Source organism: Haladaptatus sp. AB643, assembly GCF_024136975.1.
In the GTDB taxonomy this organism is placed as follows: domain Archaea; phylum Halobacteriota; class Halobacteria; order Halobacteriales; family Haladaptataceae; genus Haladaptatus.
Map to the genome: position 1 here is coordinate 240,781 of NZ_JAMYJW010000006.1, position 25,523 is coordinate 266,303.

Sequence of the window (25,523 nt, forward strand, 5' to 3'; positions counted from 1 at the left end):
AATCTGAGTGTTTTTCCCGTTCACTGCTTCCCCTCCGGCTTTTTCTCTCACCTCATTTTGGATATCTATAGTTTAGCGGCCAATAACGGTATTAACTAGAACTCCTGAGAAAGGGCCATGACGGGAACGATAGCCGAGGTGGCGTTTCCCGCCGATGAGTTCGCCTTGGGAAAAACACTCGATGCACTCGATACGGTTCGATTCGACATCGAGCAGGTAGTCGCCTACAATCGGAACCAGTTCATGCCCTTCATCTGGGCCGGAACCGACGACCGTCAGGGAGTCGAAACCGCATTCGAAGCGGACGAGAGCGTCCGCGATTTCCAGTTGATTGGGGGATTCGAGGACGAATCCCTCTACCGACTCGAGTGGATCAAGGACATCGAATTGTTGACCCAAATCCTCGTCGAGGAGAACGGGACGGTGTTGACCGCCAGCGGAAAGGACGATACGTGGTACCTCCAGTTGCTGTTCAGCGAGCACGATGCCGTCACCCGCACCCACGAGTACTGCCGCCGTCGAGGGATCGACCTCGACTTACAGAACATCCACGAGTTCTCGAAGGGTCGGACGGGACGATACGGCCTCACCGAAAGCCAACGACGGACGCTCCAACTCGCGTACGACACGGGCTACTACTCGGTGCCGCGAAACGCGTCGGCGACGGACCTCGCCGATTCGCTCGGCGTGACTCACCAGTCCATCTCCGAAAAACTCCGCCGAGGGCACTCGAACCTCGTCAAAAACACCCTCGCGCTCAACGAGTAACCGCCGCGTCGTCGAAGAGACTCTGTCCTGAAGAATCTACACGTACTCGAAGGCCACATCCGCCCGCTTCGCAGTCAGTTCGTCGCGGGGGGAGTCGCCGATGAAGAGTGCGGGACCGTCGACATCCAACGCGTGAAGGGTCGCCAAAAGCGGCTCAGGGTCCGGTTTTCGTGTTGGGATCGAATCACGGCCGATCACGGCATCGACCGCGTCGGCGAGTTCGTGCGTTTCGAGGCTCACGTGGCAGGATGCCTCGCAGTTCAGCGAGCAGACGCCGACGGGCACCTCACGTCGAAGCAGTTCGTCGGCGTGGGGAAGTCGCGTCGAGCGCCGAGCACCGGTACACTCGTGGTCGCCGATGACCGCCTCGACTGCATCGCGGACGTTCGCTTCGTCGGCCAAATCCAGCATCGCCCAGAGGTCGACGTTACTCGCATCGACACCGTGGTCGTCAAGCACCGCGGCGACGTCCACCGCGACCTGTTTCCAGTTTACGATGAGGTCCACGAGCGTCCCATCCAAGTCGTACACGACCGCCGAAACGTCATCTCTCACGGTCACCGGTATGTATGGTGATGGCAAAGGGACTTCGGTTGGGGGGTAACGCATCGATCAGCAAGTCGATGTTTGGACATCGACGGGTATGGAAGAAGACGTTATTCACTCGACCGTCTCCGAACCGTCCAGTCGTTCTCAGCCGAGCAGGTCTCGCGCGATGACCTTCTTCTGGATTTCGGACGTTCCCTCGTAGATGGTCGTTATCTTCGAATCGCGGTAGAACCGTTCCACGTCGAAGTCCGTCGTGTAGCCGTAGCCGCCGTGAATCTGGACCGCTTCGTTCGTGATGTCGACGGCGGACTCGCTGGCGAAGAGCTTTGCCATGCTCGCGGCCGTCGCGTGGTCCTCCCCGGCGTCCGCGAGGCGGGCCGCATCGCGGGTCAGCAGTCGTCCGGCCTGCAACTTCGTCTGCATGTCCGCCAGTTTGTGCCGGATGGTCTGGATGTCCGCTATCGGTCGGTCGAACTGCTCGCGCTCTTGGGAATATTCGACGGCTTGGTCGAGCGCCGCCTGCGACAGGCCGACCGCTTGACTGGCGATGCCGATGCGGCCGCCCGTCAGGATGTGGAACGCCGCCGACAGCCCCTTTCCTTCCTCGGTCAGTCGATTTTCGGCGGGAATCCGAACGTCGTCGAAGATGAGACTCGTCGTGTCGCTCGCTCGCAGGCCGAGTTTCTCCTCCTTCTTGCCGACCTCGATACCGGCGTCCTTCGGGACGACGAACTGCGTGACGCTCCGCGGGTCGTCGCGGTCCGTTTTGGCGAACAGGACGACCACGTCGGCGCGCTTGCCGTTCGTGATCCACTGTTTCTTGCCGTTGATGACGTACTCGTCACCCTCACGACGCGCTTCGGTGGACATCTCCGCCGGGTTCGACCCCGCTTCGGGTTCCGACAGCGCGAACGCGCCGACCGGGCGACCTTTCGCCATCTCGGGGAGCCACCGCTCTTTGATCCCCTCGCTGCCGAACTCCGAGAGACAGGACGTCGCCAGACAGTGCACCGACAGCGCGGTTGCGACCGACAGCGCTCCGTAGGCGACTTCCTCGTTGACGACGCTGTACGTCAACTTCCCGACGTCCAACCCGCCGTACTCCTCCGGCACCGTCATCCCCATCATGTCGAGTTCGGCGAGTCCGTCCCAGACGTCCTCGGGGAACTCCTGCTTCTCGTCGCACTCCCCTGCCGTCGGTCGGATCTCTTCCACGGCGAACTCCCGAACCACGTCCTGAATGGCCCGCTGTTCCGCTGAAAGGTTCATGATGGTTCTTCGAGTGCCGGAGGAAAAAGGTACCCGTTCCGCGCTTTCGAGGATCGATCGATACGGTGGGATAGGAGGTTCGCTTGGCGTTGTTGATGGGTACGGTTCTGGTGCGAGGTTCACGAATCGCACGACCGTTCGAAGCTGACTCGACTACGAATACCGTTCGACGTTATCCTGCGAATCCGAGCGTCGTGAGGACGAGATTGAGACTCCAACCGGTCGCATCGACGATTTTGTAGCCGAGGTAAATCCCGACGATGCCCATGATGCCCGGTAGTTCGGGCGGGGCGGGAATCGGAACGCCGACGAACTTGAACAGCGCGCCGGTCAGCAGTCCGGTCAGCATCGCAAGCGCAGTGAGTGTGTAATCCATTGGGTATGTACTCCGGAGAGTGCGGTGAAAAGTAGTTCGGACTGTGGCGTCGTTCGGGCGAGTTCGCCGTCAACGACGTTGTGAGAGTGGTTGTGCTACACCAAGCGGGACTGATATCCACGCGTCGTCCCGCGTGATGTCCGCGATGATAGCCAACTTGCCGCCGTCGTCGTCCTCGTCCACGGCGAACATGACTTCGCCGTCCGGAGCCAGTGCATCCGAGTCGTCGGTTGAGCATGTCCAATTCAGAGTCAATCACCGTCGTTCACTTGCCTGCCGTTCGGCAAGTCTGGAGGCATATCTCTCCTTCTCCCCCTTTGTTATGGACTCCCTTCGGCGTTACAAGAACCCCTTACCGGGCCGAAAACCCGGTTTACGGCAAGTTGGTCGGTCAGTATGGGAGGTAAACCCGACCGGCGGGACGGTACGCGCAGGATAACAAAGTACCATCCGGGAATACGCTGGTCACGGACTGATTTCCATGCCGCTTCGAGAACACCAGACGGGCCAGCACCGCGCGACGACCGCCAGCGAACAATTACGCGTATGAGCCACGAGACGAACGAATCGTGGTGGACACGGATCACGCGTCCCGTGTTGGAGTTTCCGATCGATTTGGCCATCCTCGGTATTGCAGTCATACTCCTCTCCCTCGCGCTGATGCAACCGGGGGTGTACGGAACGCCACTCGCAGTCGCGTTGGGGATTCCACTCGTGTTCTTCGCTCCGGGGTACGCCCTCGTCGCGTTGTTGTTCCCGCAGGCCGGAAAACAAACGTCGAGATGGTCGAGTCCGGGGCGATTCCGGCAGGACGGCGTGACGGCGGGTGAACGGTGTGCGCTCTCGTTCGGCGTCAGCGTGTCGTTGCTGACGACGCTCGGCGTCATCTTCTCGCTCGCTCAACTGTCGTTCGCGCCGCTGCACGTACTCGGTGCGATCGTCGGGTTCACGCTCGTAGTCTCGCTTTTCGCCGTGATTCGGCGATTCTACGTGCCGAAACAGAATCGACTGTCGATTTCGCTCCGGAGCGGTATCGCTCGGTTGTATCGTGCGCTCTTCGACGAGGAATCGGCGACCGACGTGGTGCTCAACCTCGCGCTCATGCTTTCGGTCGTGATCGCGCTGACGTCCGTCGGGTTCGCCGTCGCCGCCCCGCAGGACGGCGATCACTTCTCCAACCTCTCCCTGCTCACGAAGGGATCCGACGGGAAGTACGTCGCCGAGAACTACCCGGAGAACATCACGGCGGGCGAGTCGAAACCCGTGTTCGTCGCCGTCAACAATCACGAGGATAAAGCGGTTCACTACTCCGTCGTCGTCGAACTTCAGCGCGTGGAACAGCAGCCAAACGGTGCTGGTAGCGTCACTAAACAGGAGGAGTTGGGACGGTTCGATCATCGTCTCGGCGCTGGTGACACGTGGCGCGTTCGCCACGACATCGCGCCGACGATGACCGGTGAGAACCTCCGTGTCGAGTATCTGCTTTACAAGGGCACTCCGCCCAGCAATCCGACGGTGGACAACGCCGACCAACACGCCCAAATCTGGATCAACGTGACCGGATAATGTGGCCGTGGGAACACCTCGCGTTCGGCTACCTCGTGTACTCCTCGTATCGTCACTTCCGCACCGGGCGGCCGCCGAGGGGCGATGCCGTCGTCGCCCTCGCGGTCGCAACACAACTGCCGGACCTCGTGGACAAGCCGCTCGCATGGACGCTTTCGGTCCTCCCGAGCGGTCACTCGTTGGCCCACTCGCTCGTCACGGCGGTTCCGCTGTCCGTGGCCGCGCTCGTGCTCGCACATCGCGCGAAACGAACGGACATCGGCGTCGCGTTCACCGTGGGCTACCTCTCGCATCTCGCTGGGGACATCATCTATCCGCTGGCCATCGGCAAGGAGGCCTCGTTCGCCTTCCTGCTCTGGCCGCTCGTTCCCGTCCCGCCCGACAGTTCGAGTCTCGGCTTTCTGGCACGATTCCACGAGTACTTCGGCGAGTACCTCGCACACCTCGGCGACCCGGCAGTTACCGGCTACATCGCGCTCGAACTCGGCCTCCTGCTCGGTGCGGCCTGTCTTTGGCTGTTCGACGGGTTACCGGGGCTTCCGCGGGCAATCACCCGTTACGCACCCGTCGTCGGACGGTAGCGGGACGATAATCGGTGCGAATACCGACGTGACTTATTTTCCGGAGAGAACCGTTCCGCAGTGATGGCAAGTTGCATCTTCGGGGTAGTTTTTTCGACCACACGCGTCACACTCCACCTTTCGTGGGGAGGCGAAGGTGTCAGTTTTGGTCGCCAGTCCGAATATCACCAGCAGAAACCCCGCGACCGTGATTCCGAACGGACCGAAAGAAGAACCGATACCGAAGAATATCAGCGTAATCCCTCCCGCGACGAGCGAATCCTTCATGTCCACTCCAGAAAGCGGGGAAAGAAAAGTCTTGTCGTGTTTCTTACCGGAACCGCTTGTACACGTCGGACAGCAGGTTCATCATCCGCGTGCCACGCTCCATGCTGTGATAGCGGACGAGTTCGGGGTTGAACTTCGCCTTGTAGCCACAGAGTCGGCGTTCGTTCGCGCCGACGAGGTCGTAGCGTTCGATTCCCTCGTCCATCGCGTCGCGCATGATGGCCCAGTCAACGAGGTCGTTGATAGGAACGTCGTGGTTGTGCTTCGCGCCGCCCTGCCAGCGGTACACGCGCTCGTCGTCGGCGAGGGCTATCATTCCGCCCGCGAACTCGCCGTCAACGTCACAGACGTACGGGCGAACCGCGCCCTCCGGCAACCGTCGGTGGAGGTCCACGACGAACTCCGGGGAGAGGCTGTAGGGTTCGTCCTGTTCGTCGTGACGGGCTTTCACCTGCCCGATTATCCGACGGATCGCTTCCGGGCCGCCGACGTCGATCTCGTAGCGATTCTCGTCGGTTCGGGTGTTGCTCCGGGCGTCGCCGCTGAAACTGGCCAGCACGTCGTCCTCGCCCGGCGTGAGATCGACCTCGTAGGTGTGTCGCGGCTGGATCTCGAACTCGTTCCACTCGAACGGGCGAACGTCGGTGTAGCCCGCTCCCGTGCGGATGTGGACGTACTTCGGCGCGAACTCGTGGTCGAGCCACTTGAGACAGCCGTCGATGAACCGGCGGTGTCGACGTTCGGCTTTCCGTCGCTTGAGTTTCCCCATGTTCAACAGGGCCGGGCCGAGGCTGGGGAGCCAGATGCCCGGCGGCGGCGAAAACGCGGTCGTCATCCCGCCCTTCGAAATCGTGAAGACGGGGAACAGTCCCACGGGTTCCTGTCCCTTGTACCCCATGAGGGGATGGAACTCCGAACCGGTGTGTTCGGCCTGCACTTCCAGCGACTCCAGTCGGTGGAAGACCGACCCCTGTGGCGACCGTTCGACGAGGTCGTTCCAGCGATCCAGATCGTTCGTCCGCTCTATCCTGATGCCGTCTTTTTCGATGGTAATACTCATTCGAGATATCCGAGGTCCGCAAGTCGCGTTTCCACGCGCTCGTCGTCCGTTTCGACCGTCTCGCCCGCTTCGAACGCGGGGTAGCTCTGCTGGCCGACCGATTCGACGACCGGGAGAACCCGGCCGTCCATCCGATCGCTCGCCGGGAGTCCGAACGTCGCCAGAATCGTCGGTGCCACGTCGAAGAGATGGGCACCGGCACAGTTCGCGTCCGGGTCGATGCCGTCACCCGCCGCAGCGAAGATGCCGTCTCGCTTGTGGTTCCACGGCTCGCTCGGTTTGCCGAACTGCTGGCCCCTGAGCTGGGCCGAGAGGAACTGATCGAACTCCGCGGGGACACAGACGATGTCCACGGCGTCCGCGCTGTACGGCCCGGTGAAATACTCCTCGCGCGGGGCGACCGTCTCGAACACGAAGTCGCCGTCCGGCGTCCTGACGTCGCGCAGTTTCTCGATGATCTCCGCGCGAACCCCTTCGTACTCGTCGGGAGAAACGACGCCGCTCGGGTCGCGTCCCTCGACGTTGAGTCGGACGCCGCACTCGATTCTGTCGCGCATATACGCGACGGAGTTGGGGAAATCGACCTGCTCCGTCGCCGCGCGGATGAACTGCTCGGGGACGTGTTCCGCGACGACGGTGTCCAACCCGACGCGTTCGAGTACGGTTCCGATCCGCTGGCTCGTGATGCCGACCCGCGCGGCGAGCGCGAGTCCCCGCTCGGCCATCCCCTGCTCGTGGGAGGAACTCTCCTCGCCCTGCTGTAACTGGTTTCCCGCGATGGTGGACCACGAGGGCATGCCTTCGCCGCCGCGGGCGGTTTCGACGTAGCCCTCCTCGTGCAGGAAATCGTTGACGCGGAACTCGTAGCCGTTGTACTCGCCGATGCCGTGGTCGCTGGCGACGACGACGGTGTCCGGGTCACACGTATCGAGGATCTTCCCGACCTGTTCGTCCACCGCTTCGTACACCGCTCTGGCGACCTCCTCGTCGCCTGGATGTTCGTGAAAGAGCGTGTCCGTACTCTGGAACTGGACGAAGCCGAAGTCGGGATCGAAGCGATCTACGAGATAATTAAATGCGTCACCGCGCATGCGCGTGAGGCGGCGATACCATTCGACGGATTGCTCCTCCGGGAGGTTTCGTGGCGGATACACCCGGTAGCCGCCGATTTCGTCCCGAACTTCGTCGAGGAGTCCATCGGGGTGACACGTCGGGTTTTCCGGTGCGGTGTACCCCGGCAGTATCGCGCCGTCGATTTCGCGTGGCGGGTGTGTGACGGGTGCGTTGACGACGACGCTCGACAAGCCGTGTTGGTCCAGTAGTTCCCAGAGCGTGTACTCGCGGACACGGCTGGCGTTCACCACGTCCCAATCGTAGCCGTCGAAGTGGAGAAAGCCGAACACGCCGTGCTTTCCGGGGTTAACGCCGGTGTACAACGAGGGCCACGCGCTGGGGGTCCACGGCGGTAGTTGCGATTCCAGTGGCCCGGTCGACCCCTCATCGAAGATCGAGGCGAGGTTCGGGAGCGCCCCCTTCTCGAACAGCGGTTCGAGGACGCTCCGACACCCCGCGTCGATTCCGACGAGGAGGGTCTGCATCTGACAGTCCATGCTGTTTTCGCGAACCCCTCGTTCGTCCTTTGTTATGCGTCAGTTTCCAGCCGTTTAGAGTGGCCGTACTGTCCGAATTCCCGTCAAACGTCGTCAGTAGGGGAACGTGTGACTCAATACCACCTTTCTCCGGTTCGACGGCCCATCCGTTCTCTCGACGGAATCGGCCATCAAATATTTCAGACGGTACAGTGGCCCCAAACCGATACATACATAAAATAGGAGAAGAACATTGAATCTGCAATGGCACGCGACGCAACGACAGGCGAGCGATATCCTTCCTGAAAGGGCAGGTGTGGCATCGACGTTTACATCTGGATCGATGTCACAGATGCTCACTCCACGACGAAACGTAATCGAAGGTCATTCTCAACGTCAAATAGACGACGACCCGGCGGTAATGTGGCGTTTCCATTGGAAATGACGTCATACTCTCCTCGGATAACTGCCATTAATACACTTTTAAATAATTCGGATTGCATTGAGACAGGATCGTAATCTACTTAAATTGGTAATGCGGCATTGAAACCATGGCACGCGACGAAACGGCACGCGATTCGACAGACAGCGGTCTGTTAAACCGACGTTCGTATCTGAAATTCGCCGGAGCGACGGCAGCAGCCTTCGCTACGGCCGGCGTAGCGAACGCAGAAGACTATCGAACCATCACCGTCCCTGCTGGGCAACAGAAATCGATCCACGTTGGGGACGGAGTGACGTTCGAGAACGTCCTCATCGACATCACCGCATCCGGTGCTGGCGTGGCGATCACGACCAGCGGAAACGGTTGGACGATTCGAAACGTCGGTATCAAAGGACAGCACAGCGGTGAGAGCTTCATGATCATGCCCGGCGTCGAATCGTCGGACGGTCACGGTCTCATCGAAAACGTCTACATGGGTGACGGCACTAAGGCCAGAAAACACGGTGGCGGGGTTTGGGTCAACGCCAACCTTCCCCACCGTGGAACCATCACCATTCGACGCACACACATCGCAAACACGGTCAACAACGGTCTGTACGCCTCCGGTCCGGGAAGTAAAGGTGCGACGGGGATCACGAACGTCGAGGATTCGTACTTCCACTCGAACAACATCTCCAACATCCGCCTGAACGCGAAGGGCTCCCGAACGCCGTACGTCAAGAATTCCGTGGTGAAGGTCGACGAAAGTACGCCCCCCTGTGGCGAGAACTGTTCGGCACCCGGTACGGTCAACAACCGCGGTGTCTGGTCCTGGTACGGTACGACGAAAGTCATCAACTCCGACATCCAGGGTGGATTGGTGACCGCACACGGCGGTAACGTGCAAACGGAAAACACCCGAACCGGCGACAACGCGGACCTGACGCCGCCGAAAGGCGTCCCAATGACCGCAGAGCAGGCGGCGAGCGGTGCGGCCAAGAGTCACGGAAATCGCAAGCAAGCGGCGAAGAAAAAGCAGTCGAAAGCGAAGGGACTGCCGAACGTCATCAGTATTTCGAGCAACTCGTCCTCGAAGGCGGCGTCCTACGAGTTCGAGGTCGCCGGAAAGATCCGAAAGTCGACCGATCACGGAGCCTCGAAGGACGACGACGACACGCTCAAAAACGGTACCGCAACCGGCTCCGTCGCGGGCGGCACCGACAGCTACGAGTTCTCGGGCCCGCTCGTGAGCTTCAGTCTCGACGGCAAGGCGACAGTGTCCCTCAACGGCGAGCAGGTCACGGCGGGCAAACTCGGTCTGCCAAAAACCATCGTCATCAACGGACACAAAACCGCCGGATCGAGCAGCTACTCCTTCGACGTCGGCGGGTCGGTCGCCAAATCCGACGCCCTCGGTTCGATCAACAAGATGGACACCGTCGAAGGCACCCGTGTCACGGGGAAGGTCTTCAACGGTAAGGACGGCTATCGATTCTCGGGTGACTTGAAACGACTCCAGGTCGACGGCAAGGCACGAATCTCGATCGGAGCGGGGAAATAATGAGCCGGTCCCGCTGGGAGCGACTTCCCGCCAACCCCGACCTCGAAGGGGACCTCGGCTACGAAATCGACGAGTGGGACGTTATCCGCGCCCGCCGAGACGGGCGCGGCCGACTCATGTTCCTTCCAAAGGACAAGGACATGCTCCGCGACGACGCGTTCATCCTCGCTGACGCGGACGCCGTTTGTAACGTCGAAAAGAAGCAGTAGACCCTCCAACGGATCTTTTCGAGGTCCGTTCTTCTTCCACCTACTGCCCTTCGGCCCGCCGCAGTTCGGGCGGCAATCCCTGCACGGTTCGCCGCCGATAGTAGAGATACTGGGCGATGGCCGAAACCCCGTACGCGACGAGTATGATGACGGCAGTGGCGATGCCGGAAATCAGCGTGAACGGGTATATTTCGAACCAGACGCCGAGCACGAGCAGGATGCTACCGAGCGAGAGCGCGAGGTAGTATCTGTCCCACGGAATCTCGGGTCGAGAGACGTCGCCGAGGTACGTATCGAGTTCACGTGCGCGTCGCGAGAGGGAAATCTCGCCCTCGTCCCTGTCGTACTCCACGATTCCGGCGTCGTCGAGTTTGGGGAGATGGGTCTGATAGAGCGAGATGTAGACGCGCTTGCGCTGCTCGCTCGTCAACCCCGAGAGCGTGGTGTCGTTCTCCCACACTGCGACTTGATCGGTCAAGTCGGATAGCTCGACGATTCCACCCTCACGTCGCAGGTAGTAGAGCGCATAGCGTCGTCGTGGACTCTTGAGAACCTCGAACACCTGGTCCTGTGAGAGTCCGGAACTAGCCATCGTATGGGGAGAGAGGCCGCTCGCTCATCGAAACCAATACACCTCCGTTTGCGTACGCGACCAGCCTGTGGTCACGGCTTCCACCACCGCATACACCGGCAATCACCGCTTCCCCACTTTGTTACCACGGTGCTGTTCTCGGGTAACGTCGCCATACACCCCGCCCATTCGGCCGTATTCCTCGTTCCCGGTCGAGTAACGCCGATTTCGGCGGGTAAACGGCTCGTAGCGGGGCTAGTCCGGAGCTACCCTCCGCCAAGGAGCGTATAACAAAGAGGACAGGTAGGGCATGGGGAATAACGCCCAGTCCGTCGCACGCACGGCGGAATCGGGCGATTCATGACCCAAGCTATGAACTCACTACCATCCACTGACACGCCCTGTGATTCGTGTCCCCGCTGGGGTGGTCGGCCGTGACCGAACCACAGAGTCGGGACCGGACCATCCACCCGGATGCGACGGTTGGATACGCCTACACGGCGGATTCGACGCCACCGACTATCGGTAACGGTGCGACCATCCGGTCCGGAACGGTTATCTACGACGACGTAACCATCGGGAGCGATTTCACGACCGGCCACGGTGCCCTCGTGCGGGAGAAAACGACCATCGGCGACGACGTTATCGTCGGCACGAACACGGTTATCGATGGGCAAACGACCATCGGTTCGCACGTGAGCATGCAGACGAACGTTTACGTCCCGACCAACACCACGGTCGGGAACCGGGTGTTCGTCGGACCGGCCGCGACGTTCACTAACGACCCGTATCCCATCCGCCAATCGACGGACCTCGAAGGGCCGACGCTCGAAGACGACGTTTCCATCGGCGCGAACGTAACCCTCCTCCCCGGCATCACCGTCGGCGAGGGGGCCTTCGTCGCCGCCGGTGCCGTCGTGACTGACGACGTGCCACCCGAAACGCTCGCCGTCGGTACGCCCGCCGAGATACGTCCGCTTCCGGAATCGCTCTCGGGAGGGAACGACATATGATTCCCATCGCGAACCCCGAACTGGGGCGCGAGGAGATCGAAGCGACCGTCTCCTGTATCGAGGAGGGACAACTCGCCGACGGGCCGGAAGTACGTCGGTTCGAGGACGAGTTCGCCGCCTTCTGCGGGACGGAGTTCGGCGTCGCCACGAGCAACGGAACGACGGCCCTCCACGCCGCGTTCGAGGCCCTCGATATCGGCCCGGGTGACCGCGTGGTCACCTCGCCGTTCTCGTTCGTCGCCAGCGCGAACGCCATTCGGCTCGCCGGGGCGGAACCCGTCTTCGCCGACATCGACTCGGACACGTACACGCTCGATCCGTACGCGACCGAGCAGGCGGTCCGGAAACACGAGGCGGACGCGATTCTCGCGGTGCACCTCTACGGACTGGCGGCGGAGATGAACCACCTGCAGGATATCGCCGAAACGCACGACATCGCACTGATCGAGGACGCCGCGCAGGCACACGGTGCGGAGTACGACGGCAGACCAGTCGGGTCGTTCGGCGACGCGGCCTGTTTCTCCTTCTACCCGACGAAGAACATGACGACGGGGGAGGGGGGAATGGTGACGAGCGACCGCCGCGACGTGGCCGAACGCGCGGCGAGTTTCGTCAACCACGGTCGCACCGCGGACGGCGGCTACGACCACGTTCGTCTCGGTCACAACTTCCGGATGACGAGCATGGCCGCGGCCATCGGTCGCGTGCAGCTGTCACGGCTCCCGAAGTACAACGAGGCGCGGCGGGCCAACGCGGCCTATCTCACCGACCGCCTCCGTGACGCGACCGTCAAACCGCCAGTCGAACCCGACGACTGTCGCCACGTCTACCATCAGTACACGATTCGCACGGAGGACAGGGACGGGTTGCAAAACCACCTCGAATCGCACGGCATCGGGACGGGCGTCTACTACCCGACGCCGATTCACAAACAACCAGCATACCAGCACGTCGAACACGACGCCCCGGTTTCGGAACGGATGGCGGACGAAGTCCTCTCGCTTCCCGTCCATCCCGGCCTGACGGGTGAAGACGTGCGAACGATTGCAACCACCATCATAGATTATGAGTGAACCAACGAACGCGGTCGTCATCGGCGTCGGAAGCATGGGTCGCCATCACGCCCGCGTCTACAGCGAACTACCCGAAGTAAATCTCGTCGGGATTCACGACGTGGACGAAGCGAACGCGGCCGAAGTCGCCAGAAATCACGGCACACAGGCCGTCGATATGGAAACCGCCCTCCAAATCGCGGACGTCGCTTCCATCGCTGTTCCGACTCCATACCACTACGAGACGGCGAAGAAGTGTATCGATGCGGGGGTTCACGTCCTCGTCGAAAAGCCGTTCGTCGGCGATCCCGACGAGGGGGTGGACCTGATCTCCCGCGCGAAGAGCGCGGACGTGATGATTCAAGTCGGCCACATCGAACGGTTCAATCCGGCGATCCGGACGCTCTCGGAGATCGTCTCGGAACTCGATATCATCGCCATCGATGCACAGCGACTCGGTCCGCCACCGGAGGGCCGAGCGGTGGACGTGAGCGCCGTGATGGATTTGATGATTCACGACATCGACGTCCTGCTCTCCATCGTGGACGACGATATCAACTCGATTGCGGCGGCCGGGACGCGGGATAACCGCTATGCGAGTGCGAGTATCCAGTTCGACGGCGGAATCGTCGCCGGACTCACGGCGAGTCGGGTGACACAGGAGAAGGTCCGGAAGCTGTCGATCACGGCGGCCGACTGTCGGGTGAACGTCGATTACACGAACCAGTCGGTCGAGATTCACCGTCACTCGCTGCCGGAGTACATCGAGGACAACGGCGACCTGCGTTACCGGCACGAGAGCATCATCGAGCGCCCGACCGTGGAGAACGGCGAACCGCTGAAGAACGAACTCCGATCGTTCGTCCGGAGCGCGACGACCGGTTCGACGCCGGTCGTCACCGGCGAGGACGGACTTCGCGTGCTCGAAGTCGCTCGAAAGATCGACGGATTGGCGTCCGGCCCGAAGGAGCAGGAACAGGAGGTGCATCTCGGGTGAGCCTGCGGCGACCCGAAAGGCTCTACGCGAACGACGCATCCACGGACGAGCAGCGTGAAGCGTTCCTGTCCGGCGATGTTCCCGTGGCTGTGTACGGCCTCGGAAAGATGGGCCTACCGCTCGCGGCGGTGTACGCCGAGACTTGCAGCAACGTCGTCGGGGCGGACATCGATCCGGACGTGGTCGCAGGAATCAACCGCGGCGAGTGTCACGTCCAGCGCGAACCCGGTCTCGAGGAACTCGTCTCGGAAACGGTCGAGTCGGGGTCCCTCCGGGCGGTCGAATCGCCGACGGAAGCGGCGCGGGACGCCGCGATTCACGTCGTCATCGTTCCGACGCCGATAACCGACGACGACGAACCCGACCTCGCCATCCTCCAGTCGGTGATGGAGAGCGTCGCCGAGGGACTCGCCCCCGGCGACCTCGTCGTGGTCGAGTGCACCGTCCCGCCGCGGACGACCCGCGACGTCTTGCTCCCGATGTTGGAACGCGAGAGCGACCTCACGCGTGAAGAGTTCGGGGTCGCGGTCTGCCCGGAGCGAACCTCCAGCGGTCGCGCATTGGAAGACATTCGGGGAGCCTACCCCAAAGTCGTCGGCGGCGTGGACGATGAGAGCACGCGCGTCGCGGAACTCGTCTACGGCGAACTGACCAGCAACGAGGTCATCGCGGTGCCGAGCGCGACGACCGCTGAAGCCGTGAAGGTGTTCGAGGGCGTCTACCGCGACGTCAACATCGCGCTGGCGAACGAACTCGCCACGATGGCCGACGCGGCGGATATCAGCGTCAACCGGGCCATCGAGACGGCGAACACCCAGCCGTTCTGTGACATTCATCGGCCGGGACCGGGCGTCGGCGGGCACTGCATTCCGTACTACCCGTACTTCCTCATCCGCCAGTTCGAGATGGATTTCCCGCTGTTGAGTACCGCACGCGAGGTGAACGACTCGATGCCCGCGTTCACGGTCGAAAAGGTCGGAGAACTGTTGGAGGACGAGGGCAAATCGCTCGCGGACTCGCGGGTGCTCGTCCTCGGTCTGACCTACCGACCCGGCGTCGAGGAGACGCGGGCCGCCCCGGCACGCCCCATCTGTGCCGACCTGACCGAGCGCGGTGCGGACGTGTTCGCGGTGGACCCAGTGCTCCCGACCGCCGACGACTTTGAGGCGACGAAACTCCCGCTCGAAGCCGTGGAAGGGTACGATTTCGACGCGGCAGTGATGGTCACGAACCACGACGAGTTCGCGGACATCGACTGGGACGGGTTCGATCCGATGGTCGTCGTCGACGGCCGGAACTGTCTGGACCTGTCCCGGTCGGACCACCGCGTCTACACCATCGGAGGTGACTGAATGTACGAGGGCAAATCCGTCGCGGTCGTGGTCCCGGCGTACAACGAGGAAGGACTCGTCGGCGGCGTCATCGACACCGTCCCCGAGTTCGTCGACCGGGTGTACGTCATCGACGACTGCTCGACCGACGGTACGTGGGCCGAGATTCAGTCGCACGCCGAACGCGCCGAAGCGGTCGCGGACGGTACGACGATGGGCGACGGTGGAGCGATGGACGACGGCGGTCGAACGGGCGACGGCGGAGCGATGAGCGGCAGTGGCAGGATGAACGACGGGGGCACGATGAACGACGCTCGGGCGAACTTCGACCGGCGTATCGTGCCGATCCGTCACTCCGAAAATCGGGGCGTCGGCGCGGCCATCAAAACCGGCTACTGTCGTGCACACGAGGAGAACATCGACGTGACGGCGGTGATGGCCGGTGACGGCCAGATGCGTCCCGAGATGTTGGCTCGAATCATCCAACCCATCGTGGACGGCCGGGCCGACTACACGAAGGGGAACCGACTCTCGACGCCGGGATTCCGCGAGGGAATGTCGGCGTGGCGGAGTTTCGGCAACTGGCTGTTGACGTTCCTCACGAAGGTCGCCAGCGGCTACTGGGGGATGGTGGACCCGCAAAACGGCTACACGGCGATTTCGAGCCGAGCGCTCTCGAACCTCGCGATCGAGGACGTGTACGACGATTACGGCTTCGCGAACGCCCTCCTCGTCCGGCTAAACGTCCACGACATGCGCGTCGCCGACGTGACCATGCCCGCGGTGTACGGCGACGAACAGAGCACGATTCGCTACTCGACGTTCATCCCGAAGCTCTCCGCGCTGCTGCTGTGGAGCTTCCTGTGGCGGATCAAGACGAAATATCTCGTCCGGGACTTTCACCCGCTCGCGTTCCTGTACGGTCTCGGAGCGATGGGAACCGCCGCCGGGTTGCTCTCGTTGGCTCGACGCAAGCGAGGGTCCTCGGACGGACTCACGGCGATGCTCCTCGGCGGCATCTGTTTCGTGCTGGCGATGGCGTTCGACCGGGAGGAAACCGCGGAACTGGAGGTACGCAACGAATGAATTCGGAGGAATACGATAGATGAAGGTACTGACCGTCGTCGGCGCACGCCCGCAGTTCGTGAAAGCTGCCGCCGTCTCCCGCGTCCTCAGGCAGGACCACGATGAAGTGCTCGTCCACACCGGCCAGCACTACGACGAAGGAATGTCGGACGTGTTCTTCGAGGAACTGTCCATCCCGTATCCGGACACCAACCTCGGCGTCGGTTCGGACACCCACGGTCGGCAGACCGGCGCGATGCTCTCCGGATTGGAGGCCGAAATCGAGGCCGAGGAACCGGACGCGGTGCTCGTCTACGGCGACACCAACTCGACGCTCGCGGCGGCCATCGTCACGTCGAAGATGGACCCACCGTTGGCGCACGTCGAGGCCGGAATGCGCAGCGGGAGCGAGATTCCCGAGGAGACGAACCGCGTCCTGACCGACCACGCCGCCGACCTACTGTTCGTCCCGTCCACCGACGCCGCGGCCAACCTCGCACGCGAGGGGATCACGGAAGGGGTCCACAACTCCGGCGACGTGGGCTACGACGCCCTGCTCTGGGCGCGCGACCGGGCGGATACGAGCGTTCTCTCGGACTTCGGCGTGGGGTCCGGGGAGTTCGTCCTCGCCACGGTCCACCGGGATACGAACGCGGACGATCCCGAAAAACTGGAGGAGATCGTGGACGCGCTGGTCGAGGACCCGCGTCCGGTCGTCCTCCCCGCCCATCCGCGGACGGTGGCCCGACTCGAGGAGTTCGGCCTCTACGGCCGGGCCGAACGCGGGTTGATACTGACCGAACCGGTCGGATATCGGCAGTTCGTCGCCCTGCTCGACGCCGCGGCGGTCGTCGCCACCGATTCGGGCGGCGTCCAGAAGGAGGCGTTCTTCCTCGACACGCCCTGTGTCACGCTCCGCGAGGAGACCGAGTGGGTCGAGACCGTCGAGAGTGGCTGGAACCGGTTGGTCGGCGCGGACGGCGGGGCGATTCGAAGCGCCCTGTCGGACGTGACGATGCCGAACGAGAAGCCCACGCCGTACGGCGATGGGACCGCGGCCGAACGGATCGTGGAGGTGCTTTCCGATGTTACCCGGCTATGAATTCGAACTGTGTTTGACCCACGACGTGGATAGACCCTACAAACGACTGCAAGCCCCGTACTACGCACTCAAAGACCGGAATTTGGGTCATCTCTCGGCGCTCGCCCCCGGTGTTAATCCGTGGTGGCAGTTCGAGGAGATCATGGAACTGGAGGATTCCCTGGGCGTTCGATCGGCGTTTTACTTCCTTCAGGAGGAATCGATCTTCCAGAAGCCGCCGAACGAGTGGTTCACGCCGCGCTACTGGATCGAACACCTCGGTCGCTACGACCTGTTCGACACGGCCATCCTGGACGTGCTCCACGAGTTGGACGACGGAGGCTGGGAGGTCGGACTCCACGGCTCCTACGATTCCTACGACGATCCGGATGCCCTCCGCGAGCAGAAGACCGCGCTGGAGGCCGCCCTCGGTCACCGGGTCCGCGGCGGTCGTCAACACCATCTGAACCGCGGTGATTCCACCTGGAAACACCACCGCGACATCGGATTGGAGTACGATGCATCCCTCGGGTCGAGTTCCGACTACGGCTTCCAGCACGGCTACGGCGTGCAGCGTCCGTTCGACGACGACTTCATCGTCTTCCCGCTCACCATGATGGACATCGCCATCCCCGACCCCGGCGACGATTTCGAGGCGGCGTGGGCGGCCTGCGAGGACCTGCTAGCCGAAGCCGCCGAGAACGACGCCGTGATGACCGTCCTCTGGCACCCCCGCCTGTTCTCCGACGAGTTCCCCGGCCACCGCCGCCTCTACCGCCGCCTCATCGAGTCAGCCCTCGACCGCGGCGCGTGGGTCGGCCCCCCGGGCGACCTCGCTGATCGGGTCGGAACCGCCTCGCGGACCTCGACGAGTCGCGCGAGCATGCACAGTAAATAACGCGTTCCCGGCGATTTTCGTACGCGACAGTGATACGGTTCAGATGGTTTCTCGCTCCGGAGACTGCGACGTTTGAGCTGACACGACATCCTCCGAGACCAAGTTTTCGAAGGCCGATAGATGTTCGATACGAGAGATTTTTCTATCCCCGTGACTACGTATACCGTGCGGCGATGGGACCGCAACCAAAATCCACATCGTAGCAGGTGTGGCGAGGATTTCCAACGCTTCCATCGTAGTCACTGCGTTCCCGGAGGAATTCGGTGCCGTGTCGTCGTTACCATCGTGCATTGAGAAATATATTCGAATATTCGCCTCCGTATCGAATAGTCGGATATCTTTGTGTCAGTAGCTCAAACGCTCGAATTTCGCTCGAATCCGATCCGATCTCGTCGTAACCGTCGGAGTAGACACCGCCTGAACCCCTTTCGGTCGATCATTCGTCGCGGCAGGTGGGGGATAACAAAGTGAAAACCGCCGCTATCGGCGGACGAGACGAACGAATGAGAGTCGAACGTTTATCTATCGAAGAGTGGGCTGACGCGCTCCCCAACGACGGGTTCGAGGTGTTTCACCGTCCGGCGGCGCTCGCGGCGATCGAGCGGCACGCACCGGGCGAACTCCGATTGTACGGGGGCTTCAAGGGACAACAAGCTATCGCCCTGCTTCCCGTCGTCGTCCGGAACGGACCGCTCGGAACCGCCGCGTTCTCGCCACCGCCAGGGATGGGGATTCCGCGGCTGGGACCGATCATGATGCCGACGAGTCCGAAACGACGGAAGCAGGAGAAGGTCAACCGCGAGTTCACCGAGACGGTGCTCGGCCGGATCCGAACCGACTACACGGCGCGACTCGCCGAGGTCGGATTCGATTCGCCGGTCGCACAGCGTGTGGGTGAACAGATGGAGTCCGGGTTGACCCTGTTCCGCATGCTCTGTGGCACCGACTACGGCGACCCGCGACCGTACTCGTGGGGAGACCTGAGCGTCGAACCGTACTTCACCTACGAACTGGACCTCGCATCGACCACGGCCGACGCCGTGAAGAAATCCTTCAGCAAGAGCCTCCGTCGGGAGATTCGTGACGCCGAGGACCTCGACGTGACCGTCACCCGCGAGGGAATCGACGGCGCGCGCGACGTGTTCGAGCACACCGTCGAACGGTACGACGAACAGGACGAGACGCTCGGCCTCTCGTGGGAGTACGTTCGGGACCTCTGGGAGGGACTCGACGACGCCGCCCAGACCTACGTCGCTCGGGACGACGAGGGGAACTACCTGACCGGGATCACCGCGCTCTACTCGAACGACGCGGCGTACTTCTGGCAGGGCGGTGCCCGCTCGGTGTACGAGGGGACGAGCGTGAACAGCCTCGTCCACTGGAACATCATTCAGGACATCGTCGAGGAACCGCCGGTCGAGTCGGTGACGAGGTACGACCTGATGGGAGCCAACACGGAGCGGCTCTGTCGATACAAGGCGAAGTTCGGGGCGGACCTGGTCCCGTACTATCTGGTCGAATCGAACGGGACGACGATGAGCGCCGCGAAACGGGCTTACCAGTTCGTGAGGGGATGAGAATGCGATACCTCTTCTTCACCAACACGCCCGCGCACGTCCACCTCTATCGCCACGCGATAGAGCGACTGCAAGCCGAGGGCCACGACGTGCTCGTCCTCGGGCGGGATTACGGCTGTACCCATGCACTGTTGGACTATCACGACCTGCCGTATCGAATCTACGGCAAGTGCGAGACGACGATGTTCTCGCTCTTCCGCGAACTGCCGGGGCAGTACCTCGAAATCTTCCGGCAGACGCGGCGCTACGATCCGGACCTCATCTTCGGCGTCGGCTCCTACGCGGCTCACGCCGGGGCGATGTCTCGCACGCCGGTCGTCGTCGTCGCCGACTCGGAACCGACGACGTTCGACCACGTCGCGTCCCGCCCGTTCGTGGACACGTTCCTCACGCCGCACACCTTCGGCAAGGACCTCGGCGCGAACCACTACGAGTTCCGCGGGTTCAAGGAACTCGCCTATCTCCACCCGGACGTGTACGAACCCGACCCGACGATTCGGGACCGGCTCGGCGTCGAGCCGGACGAGGAGTACGCCATCGTCCGATTCAACGCGTTCGGCTCGCACCACGACGTGGGACACTCGGGATTCTCGCCTGAAAAGCGTCGGAAACTCATCGCCGCGCTCTCCGAGCACGTCACCGTGTTCGTCTCCGACGAGGGCGGCAACCCGGCCCCCGGCGACTCCTACGAGTTCGACCTCCACCCAGCCTTGCTCCACGACGCGCTGGCCGAAGCGTCCCTGCTCGTCGCCGACACCCAGACGATGGTGACGGAGGCGGCCCTGTTGGGAACGCCCGCGATCCGGTCGAACTCCTTCGTCGGCGAGTCGGACATGGGCAACTTCATCGAACTCGAACGCGAGGGACTCATCTACAACTTCCGGGAGTTCGACGACGTGCTCTCGCAGGCGCTCACCACCATCTCGGACGACTCGGCGAAACGCCGTCTCCGCGAGCGACGGGACGAGTATCTCTCGGACAAGGTGAACCTCACCGACGTCATCGTGGACGTGGCGAGAACGGCCGTGGTCCCACAGCAACGTATCGAACGAACGGTCGCGGTGTCGCACCGATAGCGAATACGGTTTTTCGTACTTTTTCGCGTCCCGGTCGGTTCGAACTCGTCGCCGACCAGTTAACGACGCTCGTCGCGTGAATCATCAGAGCCGATATATTTTCTCGGCCGACCCGTGGGACGAATCGCAACGTTCGGGGCCGAAATTGGGCGATTTTCGGTACGCCGAACCTGCCCCCGGGAAAGCCACGGATAACAAAGGCCGACACTCCCCTCGGGTTCAGCAACGTGTCGAGAGGAACCTCACAGCCGAGCGCCAGCGTCCAGCAGCGACCGCTGCGGGTGCTGAACCTCGTGACGAACGTCGAAGCCCGATTTTACAACGAACAACTACGGGTTCTCGAAGCGCGCGGCGTCCACGAAGAGACACTCGCGCCGCCGGGAACCCATCGTACCCACGAATCGGTCACCGAACGACGGCCGACCGACTACCTCCGATTTTTCCCGACAGTCCTCAAAAACTCCTTGGACGGCTACGACCTGGTTCACGCGAACTACGGACTCACGGCACCGATGGCGCTGGCACAGGTTCGGTTGCCGGTCGTCCTCTCGCTGTGGGGGTCTGACCTCCTCGGCGAGTACGGTTGGTTGAGCAAATTCTGTGCCCGCCACTGCGATGCCGTCATCGTCATGTCCGAAGGGATGGCGGCGGAACTCGACTCCCCGTGTCACGTCATTCCGCACGGAATCGACCTCGAGCGGTTTTCCCCGCAACCCACGGGTGAAGCCCGCGACGCAGTCGGGTGGTCTCGAAACGCCAAACACGTCCTCTTTCCCTATCCGCCGATGCGGGAGGTAAAGGACTTCCCGCGAGCGGAGCGGGTGGTCACGGCCGCCGCGAAGCAGGTCGGAGGGCCGGTGGAACTCCAGAGCGTCTACGGGGTGCCACACGACGAGATGGCTTCCTACTACAACGCGGCGGACGTACTCCTGTTGCCCTCGAAGAGCGAGGGATCGCCGAACTCCGTCAAGGAGGCGATGGCGTGTAACCTACCGGTCGTGACGACCGATGTCGGCGACGTCGAGGACCGTTTGGCGGACGTCTCTCCGTCGCACGTCTGTCGGTCCGACGACGAACTCGTGGACGGGTTGGTGGACGTGCTTTCGTCCCCCCGTCCGTCGAACGGACGCGAGAACGTCCGCGACGTCGGACTCGAACGAATGGGTGATAGGATCCGTGCCGTCTACGAGTCCGTCCTCTGATGCAGCATCACACAATGATTCGGACTCGGCCGCCGTCACCCGGTTCGTCACGACATCGGCGAATCAGGTGGTCTATAACAAAGGGCCGTTCCGCCGACGAGGGTGACGATTAAATGGCACGGACCTACGCACACCGACTGGAGAAGATAACGCTGGTCGCCGGGTTCTGTGCGCTCGCAGCGGGGGTTTTTATCGCACACATGTCGCCAGCGCACGGCTACGAACTCTCGATCTACCGATCGACGCCGCTCCTCTTCTGGGTCGGGGCGGGCCTCGCTCTCCTTCTCGGAACCGCGGTTGCGGTGTCCGCACCCGACTGGTATCGCACGCTCGGTCTCGTACTGGGAGGGGCGACGGTGCTGATCATCGCGTCGCTCCCGCTCGTCAGGGGGTATTACTTCTACGGGCCGGGCGACTCGCTGACACATCTCGGATGGGCGAAGGACATCATCTCGGGGAACATGCCCGCCTACGATCTGTTGTACCCCGGTACGCATACCATCGCGATCGTAGTTCACGAAGCGACCGGCATGGCGCTCACGCAGTCGATGCTCGTCATGGTCTCCGCGTTCGTCCTCGTCTATCTGCTGTTCGTTCCGCTCGCCGTCGGTGCCGTGGTGGACGACGACAGGGCGGTGACGTACGCGGCGATTTCGGGATTCCTGCTCCTACCGATAAACACGATCAGCGTCTTCATCATGCCGCACCCGACCTCGCAGGCCATCCTGTTCCTCCCGCTCATACTCTACCTCGTGGCGAAGTACGTCACCCTATCGAACCCTCGACGGGTGCCGATTCTGGGAACCGGGGCAGGGGCGCTACTCGCCCTCGCGTCGATCGCCGTCGTGTTCGTTCATCCCCAACAAGCAGCCAACGTCATCCTGTTGTTCGGTGGCGTCATCGTCGTCCAGTTCGTCTATCGCCTGTTCCGCGACGAGCACGCCATCGCACACCATCGGGCGCTGTACTCACAGACGTTCTTCCTCGGGGCAATGTTTCTCGCGTGGTCACCGTTTCATCAACGGTCGGGCGGGGCGGTGCACGCGCTCATCAACAGCCTCCTCTCCGACCCGACTGCGGGCGCGGATTCCGCACACGCGGCCGCGAGCCTCTCCCAACTCGGCGGCAGCATCCGTCTGCTCTTTTTGAAACTGTTTCTCGTCAGTTTCGTCTTCCTCCTATTGGCGGGCATCCTGATGCTCGGCGGCCTCCTCGGCCGCGTTCGTGGAACGGACGCGAACGCGTTCAGCAAGTATCTCGCCATCGGCACCGTTCCGTTGTTCGTCCTCTTCGTCGCCTTCTTCATAGCCAGTTACGCTCAGTTTCACTTTCGGATACTGGGGTTCCTCATGGTCCCCGTTACGATGCTCGGGGCAATCGCGCTCGCCCGTGGGGTGGACGCGGCCGGAAGAAGACTGCCGAACGACGGCCCGGTGTCCGGGTTCATCGTGATACTCTTCGCCATCATGCTCGTCCTCTCGCTGGTGACTATATTCCACTCCCCCTACATGTACCAGACGTCCGGCCAAGTTTCGGACGGCGAGATGACGGGATTCTCGACGGCGCTCGCACACCGAGGTGACGTGAAATTCACCGGACTTCGAGCGTCCGGCAAGCGGTACTCGGACGGAATTCTCGGCTACGAGGCGAGCAGACGTGCCGATTTCCGTGGCGAGGGAATTTACGGCAACTACAACGCTACCGAGAAGAACTTCACCGCCGGACGGTTGGAGCACGTCTTCGATGGGCCGCGATACCTACCGATAACCGACGCCGCCAGGGAGCGAGAGCTCTCCGTGTATCGCGGGCTTCGATTCCCGGAGCGTGGGTTCAGAACGCTCGAGAGTCAACCCGGCGTGGACAGGGTACAATCGGGTGGCGGCTTCGACCTCTACTATATCAAATGACGGGATTCAGACTGCAGAAATTCATCCGATAATGGATACGAAAACCTTCGCACGCGGATTCAAGGCATCGTTGGGTGCTCGTGCGGTTCACATGGTTGCGAGCGGGTTGTTAGTCCTCGTCCTCACCCGCTTTTTGCTCACTCCGGCCCAGTACGGACTTCTCGGTAGCGCGCTCGCCGTGTTCGGCGTCGCCGGACTGTTCGCAGACCTCGGCACTTCGAAATCGGCGGCCCGATACGTCACCGAATATCGGGACCGTGATCCGGGACAGGTCCCCTACGTTCTCCGTGCGGCGCTTCGCTATCGGATCATCGCTATCGTCGTCGTGTCCGGGGCGTTCACCCTGTTTTCGGGGACTATCGCCCATCTCATCCACCAACCCGAACTCGCCCCGCTGATGGTGTTCGGCGGGGCGTACATCGCATGCTACTCGCTCTCCACGTTCGCAGTCGTCGTGTTTCAAGGATTCAATCGGGTGACGTGGAGCGCCGTGACGCGGGCGACGGGAAGCGTGAGTCTACTGGTGTTCGTCGTCATCGGCGTCGTCGTCCTCGGTGGTGCTGGCGGCGCACTCCTCGGCTACGTGGCTAGCTATGCGGTGGCGACTGTCGTCGGGTTCGCCGTCCTCTACCGGAAGTTCTACTCGACCATCGACGACGCGGACGAACCCGAGGACGGACTCTCCCGGCGCGTTCTCAGGTACAGCATTCCGCTCACGGCGACACAGGGTGCGAACGTCCTCGACAAGCGCATCGACACCATCCTCGTCGGGGCCATCGTCGGTCCGGTCGCGGTGAGTTCCTACTACCTCGCCAAGAACATCGCCACGTTCCTTCAGGCCCCCGCGGCCTCCCTCGGTTTCACCATCTCGCCGACCTACGGGGAGCAGAAGGCCGACGACGCACGCGACGCGGCCGCGAGTCTCTACGGGACGACGTTACGACACACGCTCCTGCTCTACGTTCCCGCCGCTGCCGGATTGGCACTCCTCGCCGGTCCCGCCGTGAGGCAGGTGTTCGGCGCGAAATACGCCGGGGCCATCCCCGTCGTGCAGGTGTTCTCGGGGTACGTCGTCCTCAGCGCCGTGTCGTTGATCACCAGCGACGCGCTCGACTACCTCGGCAGAGCGCGGGAACGGGCGTGGGCCAAGGGCGCGACCTCCGCCGCGAACTTCGCCCTCAACCTCGTCCTCATCCCCTCGTTCGGTGCCGTCGGCGCGGCGTGGGCCACCGTCGCGACTTTTTCGGTGTACGTCGCCGTCAACGTGCTCGTCGTCCACCACGAATTGGAACTCCCGGTTTCGCGCCTGTTCCGACACGCCGCCTTCGTCCTCGCCATCACGTTCGCCATGTCCATCGTCGTGTATCTCGCCCTCCCGTTCGTCTCGGGACCGATATCGCTCGCCGGGGTGGTGCTGCTCGGCGGCGCTATCTGGGCCAGTCTGGCGACGATGAGCGGCCTGCTCGACATCGGTCGCGTCGCGAACGTGCTGGAGTCCTAACGGAGTCGGTCGGCACGACCGGATTTCGACCGC

25 protein-coding genes are annotated in these 25,523 nt (G+C 62.4%); 17 read left to right on the forward strand and 8 right to left on the reverse strand.

The window, feature by feature from the left end; genetic code table 11:
* The first annotated feature begins 117 nt into the window (after positions 1-117).
* The gene (locus NKF25_RS14190) at positions 118-768 is read left to right on the forward strand and encodes a helix-turn-helix domain-containing protein (RefSeq protein ID WP_253227303.1); all 651 of its coding nucleotides are present in this window, start codon (positions 118-120) and stop codon (positions 766-768) included.
* A 36-nt stretch (positions 769-804) separates the two neighbouring features.
* On the opposite strand, the gene NKF25_RS14195 is transcribed toward NKF25_RS14190, so the two are convergent.
* The 4 genes from NKF25_RS14195 to NKF25_RS14210 form a co-directional block, all read right to left on the reverse strand.
* Positions 805-1,323, reverse strand: a complete 519-nt coding sequence (locus tag NKF25_RS14195; RefSeq protein ID WP_253227304.1) for an HAD-IA family hydrolase — start codon at positions 1,321-1,323, stop codon at positions 805-807.
* Positions 1,324-1,461: 138 nt separating this feature from the next.
* The gene (locus tag NKF25_RS14200; RefSeq protein ID WP_253227305.1) at positions 1,462-2,586 is read right to left on the reverse strand and encodes an acyl-CoA dehydrogenase family protein; all 1,125 of its coding nucleotides are present in this window, start codon (positions 2,584-2,586) and stop codon (positions 1,462-1,464) included.
* A 172-nt stretch (positions 2,587-2,758) separates the two neighbouring features.
* Entirely contained in the window at positions 2,759-2,962 is a 204-nt protein-coding gene (locus NKF25_RS14205) for a DUF1427 family protein (RefSeq protein WP_253227306.1), read from the reverse strand.
* A 69-nt stretch (positions 2,963-3,031) separates the two neighbouring features.
* A complete protein-coding gene (locus NKF25_RS14210; RefSeq protein ID WP_342766333.1) occupies positions 3,032-3,217 on the reverse strand; it encodes a hypothetical protein in 186 nt (61 codons plus the stop codon).
* Positions 3,218-3,508: 291 nt separating this feature from the next.
* Between NKF25_RS14210 and NKF25_RS14215 the strand changes: the two genes are divergently transcribed.
* The gene (locus NKF25_RS14215) at positions 3,509-4,528 is read left to right on the forward strand and encodes a DUF1616 domain-containing protein (RefSeq protein WP_253227307.1); all 1,020 of its coding nucleotides are present in this window, start codon (positions 3,509-3,511) and stop codon (positions 4,526-4,528) included.
* Positions 4,528-5,109, forward strand: coding sequence for a metal-dependent hydrolase (locus NKF25_RS14220; protein WP_253227308.1), 582 nt, complete (start codon positions 4,528-4,530; stop codon positions 5,107-5,109). The genes NKF25_RS14215 and NKF25_RS14220 overlap by 1 nt, the downstream gene beginning before the upstream one ends.
* A gap of 33 nt (positions 5,110-5,142) precedes the next feature.
* On the opposite strand, the gene NKF25_RS14225 is transcribed toward NKF25_RS14220, so the two are convergent.
* The 3 genes from NKF25_RS14225 to NKF25_RS14235 are packed head-to-tail and all read right to left on the reverse strand — an operon-like array spanning position 5,143 to position 8,046.
* Positions 5,143-5,376: a hypothetical protein gene (locus NKF25_RS14225; protein WP_253227309.1), complete on the reverse strand. Its 234-nt coding sequence runs from the start codon at positions 5,374-5,376 to the stop codon at positions 5,143-5,145.
* A 43-nt stretch (positions 5,377-5,419) separates the two neighbouring features.
* Positions 5,420-6,436 (reverse strand): GNAT family N-acetyltransferase, encoded by a 1,017-nt coding sequence (locus tag NKF25_RS14230; protein WP_253227310.1) that lies wholly within the window; start codon positions 6,434-6,436, stop codon positions 5,420-5,422.
* Positions 6,433-8,046 carry an alkaline phosphatase family protein gene (locus NKF25_RS14235; protein WP_253227311.1) on the reverse strand — a complete coding sequence of 538 codons (1,614 nt, stop codon included), beginning with the start codon at positions 8,044-8,046 and terminating at the stop codon, positions 6,433-6,435. Before NKF25_RS14235 ends, NKF25_RS14230 begins: the two co-directional genes overlap by 4 nt.
* Before the next feature lie 530 nt (positions 8,047-8,576).
* Between NKF25_RS14235 and NKF25_RS14240 the strand changes: the two genes are divergently transcribed.
* Both NKF25_RS14240 and NKF25_RS14245 read left to right on the forward strand, forming a co-directional pair.
* Positions 8,577-10,010 carry a hypothetical protein gene (locus NKF25_RS14240; RefSeq protein ID WP_253227312.1) on the forward strand — a complete coding sequence of 478 codons (1,434 nt, stop codon included), beginning with the start codon at positions 8,577-8,579 and terminating at the stop codon, positions 10,008-10,010.
* Positions 10,010-10,219 (forward strand): hypothetical protein, encoded by a 210-nt coding sequence (locus tag NKF25_RS14245; RefSeq protein ID WP_066145593.1) that lies wholly within the window; start codon positions 10,010-10,012, stop codon positions 10,217-10,219. The genes NKF25_RS14240 and NKF25_RS14245 overlap by 1 nt, the downstream gene beginning before the upstream one ends.
* A 40-nt stretch (positions 10,220-10,259) precedes the next feature.
* On the opposite strand, the gene NKF25_RS14250 is transcribed toward NKF25_RS14245, so the two are convergent.
* Complete coding sequence (locus NKF25_RS14250) at positions 10,260-10,811, reverse strand: hypothetical protein (protein ID WP_066145596.1); 552 nt, start codon at positions 10,809-10,811, stop codon at positions 10,260-10,262.
* 413 nt (positions 10,812-11,224) lie between these two features.
* Between NKF25_RS14250 and NKF25_RS14255 the strand changes: the two genes are divergently transcribed.
* From NKF25_RS14255 to NKF25_RS14310, 12 genes are all read left to right on the forward strand, one after another.
* Positions 11,225-11,803: an acetyltransferase gene (locus NKF25_RS14255; protein WP_253227313.1), complete on the forward strand. Its 579-nt coding sequence runs from the start codon at positions 11,225-11,227 to the stop codon at positions 11,801-11,803.
* The gene (locus NKF25_RS14260) at positions 11,800-12,876 is read left to right on the forward strand and encodes a DegT/DnrJ/EryC1/StrS family aminotransferase (protein WP_253227314.1); all 1,077 of its coding nucleotides are present in this window, start codon (positions 11,800-11,802) and stop codon (positions 12,874-12,876) included. The genes NKF25_RS14255 and NKF25_RS14260 overlap by 4 nt, the downstream gene beginning before the upstream one ends.
* On the forward strand, positions 12,869-13,852 hold the full coding sequence (locus NKF25_RS14265; protein ID WP_253227315.1) for a Gfo/Idh/MocA family oxidoreductase: 984 nt from the start codon (positions 12,869-12,871) through the stop codon (positions 13,850-13,852). The genes NKF25_RS14260 and NKF25_RS14265 overlap by 8 nt, the downstream gene beginning before the upstream one ends.
* The gene (locus NKF25_RS14270) at positions 13,849-15,204 is read left to right on the forward strand and encodes a nucleotide sugar dehydrogenase (protein WP_253227316.1); all 1,356 of its coding nucleotides are present in this window, start codon (positions 13,849-13,851) and stop codon (positions 15,202-15,204) included. The genes NKF25_RS14265 and NKF25_RS14270 overlap by 4 nt, the downstream gene beginning before the upstream one ends.
* On the forward strand, positions 15,205-16,269 hold the full coding sequence (locus tag NKF25_RS14275) for a glycosyltransferase family 2 protein (RefSeq protein ID WP_253227317.1): 1,065 nt from the start codon (positions 15,205-15,207) through the stop codon (positions 16,267-16,269).
* A 19-nt stretch (positions 16,270-16,288) separates the two neighbouring features.
* Positions 16,289-17,350 carry a UDP-N-acetylglucosamine 2-epimerase (non-hydrolyzing) gene (gene wecB / locus NKF25_RS14280; protein ID WP_253227318.1) on the forward strand — a complete coding sequence of 354 codons (1,062 nt, stop codon included), beginning with the start codon at positions 16,289-16,291 and terminating at the stop codon, positions 17,348-17,350.
* The gene (locus NKF25_RS14285; protein WP_253227319.1) at positions 17,334-18,227 is read left to right on the forward strand and encodes a polysaccharide deacetylase family protein; all 894 of its coding nucleotides are present in this window, start codon (positions 17,334-17,336) and stop codon (positions 18,225-18,227) included. Before wecB ends, NKF25_RS14285 begins: the two co-directional genes overlap by 17 nt.
* A gap of 503 nt (positions 18,228-18,730) precedes the next feature.
* Positions 18,731-19,804 (forward strand): GNAT family N-acetyltransferase, encoded by a 1,074-nt coding sequence (locus NKF25_RS14290; protein WP_253227320.1) that lies wholly within the window; start codon positions 18,731-18,733, stop codon positions 19,802-19,804.
* 2 nt (positions 19,805-19,806) lie between these two features.
* On the forward strand, positions 19,807-20,880 hold the full coding sequence (locus NKF25_RS14295) for a DUF354 domain-containing protein (protein ID WP_253227321.1): 1,074 nt from the start codon (positions 19,807-19,809) through the stop codon (positions 20,878-20,880).
* A 227-nt stretch (positions 20,881-21,107) separates the two neighbouring features.
* A complete protein-coding gene (locus tag NKF25_RS14300) occupies positions 21,108-22,082 on the forward strand; it encodes a glycosyltransferase (protein WP_253227322.1) in 975 nt (324 codons plus the stop codon).
* Between the two features lie 113 nt (positions 22,083-22,195).
* Positions 22,196-23,989, forward strand: coding sequence for a hypothetical protein (locus NKF25_RS14305; RefSeq protein ID WP_253227323.1), 1,794 nt, complete (start codon positions 22,196-22,198; stop codon positions 23,987-23,989).
* A gap of 31 nt (positions 23,990-24,020) precedes the next feature.
* Complete coding sequence (locus NKF25_RS14310; protein ID WP_253227324.1) at positions 24,021-25,490, forward strand: oligosaccharide flippase family protein; 1,470 nt, start codon at positions 24,021-24,023, stop codon at positions 25,488-25,490.
* Positions 25,491-25,523 lie beyond the last annotated feature (33 nt).

Coding starts and splice junctions, on each gene's coding strand:
- NKF25_RS14200 (WP_253227305.1), bottom strand. CDS start 2,586: ATGAACCTTTCAGCGGAACAGCGGGCCATTCAGGACGTGGTTCGGGAG.
- NKF25_RS14290 (WP_253227320.1), top strand. CDS start 18,731: ATGAGAGTCGAACGTTTATCTATCGAAGAGTGGGCTGACGCGCTCCCC.
- NKF25_RS14220 (WP_253227308.1), top strand. CDS start 4,528: ATGTGGCCGTGGGAACACCTCGCGTTCGGCTACCTCGTGTACTCCTCG.
- wecB (WP_253227318.1), top strand. CDS start 16,289: ATGAAGGTACTGACCGTCGTCGGCGCACGCCCGCAGTTCGTGAAAGCT.
- NKF25_RS14190 (WP_253227303.1), top strand. CDS start 118: ATGACGGGAACGATAGCCGAGGTGGCGTTTCCCGCCGATGAGTTCGCC.
- NKF25_RS14230 (WP_253227310.1), bottom strand. CDS start 6,436: ATGAGTATTACCATCGAAAAAGACGGCATCAGGATAGAGCGGACGAAC.
- NKF25_RS14305 (WP_253227323.1), top strand. CDS start 22,196: ATGGCACGGACCTACGCACACCGACTGGAGAAGATAACGCTGGTCGCC.
- NKF25_RS14265 (WP_253227315.1), top strand. CDS start 12,869: ATGAGTGAACCAACGAACGCGGTCGTCATCGGCGTCGGAAGCATGGGT.
- NKF25_RS14275 (WP_253227317.1), top strand. CDS start 15,205: ATGTACGAGGGCAAATCCGTCGCGGTCGTGGTCCCGGCGTACAACGAG.
- NKF25_RS14285 (WP_253227319.1), top strand. CDS start 17,334: ATGTTACCCGGCTATGAATTCGAACTGTGTTTGACCCACGACGTGGAT.
- NKF25_RS14205 (WP_253227306.1), bottom strand. CDS start 2,962: ATGGATTACACACTCACTGCGCTTGCGATGCTGACCGGACTGCTGACC.
- NKF25_RS14240 (WP_253227312.1), top strand. CDS start 8,577: ATGGCACGCGACGAAACGGCACGCGATTCGACAGACAGCGGTCTGTTA.
- NKF25_RS14295 (WP_253227321.1), top strand. CDS start 19,807: ATGCGATACCTCTTCTTCACCAACACGCCCGCGCACGTCCACCTCTAT.
- NKF25_RS14235 (WP_253227311.1), bottom strand. CDS start 8,046: ATGGACTGTCAGATGCAGACCCTCCTCGTCGGAATCGACGCGGGGTGT.
- NKF25_RS14310 (WP_253227324.1), top strand. CDS start 24,021: ATGGATACGAAAACCTTCGCACGCGGATTCAAGGCATCGTTGGGTGCT.
- NKF25_RS14215 (WP_253227307.1), top strand. CDS start 3,509: ATGAGCCACGAGACGAACGAATCGTGGTGGACACGGATCACGCGTCCC.
- NKF25_RS14245 (WP_066145593.1), top strand. CDS start 10,010: ATGAGCCGGTCCCGCTGGGAGCGACTTCCCGCCAACCCCGACCTCGAA.
- NKF25_RS14260 (WP_253227314.1), top strand. CDS start 11,800: ATGATTCCCATCGCGAACCCCGAACTGGGGCGCGAGGAGATCGAAGCG.
- NKF25_RS14225 (WP_253227309.1), bottom strand. CDS start 5,376: ATGAAGGATTCGCTCGTCGCGGGAGGGATTACGCTGATATTCTTCGGT.
- NKF25_RS14250 (WP_066145596.1), bottom strand. CDS start 10,811: ATGGCTAGTTCCGGACTCTCACAGGACCAGGTGTTCGAGGTTCTCAAG.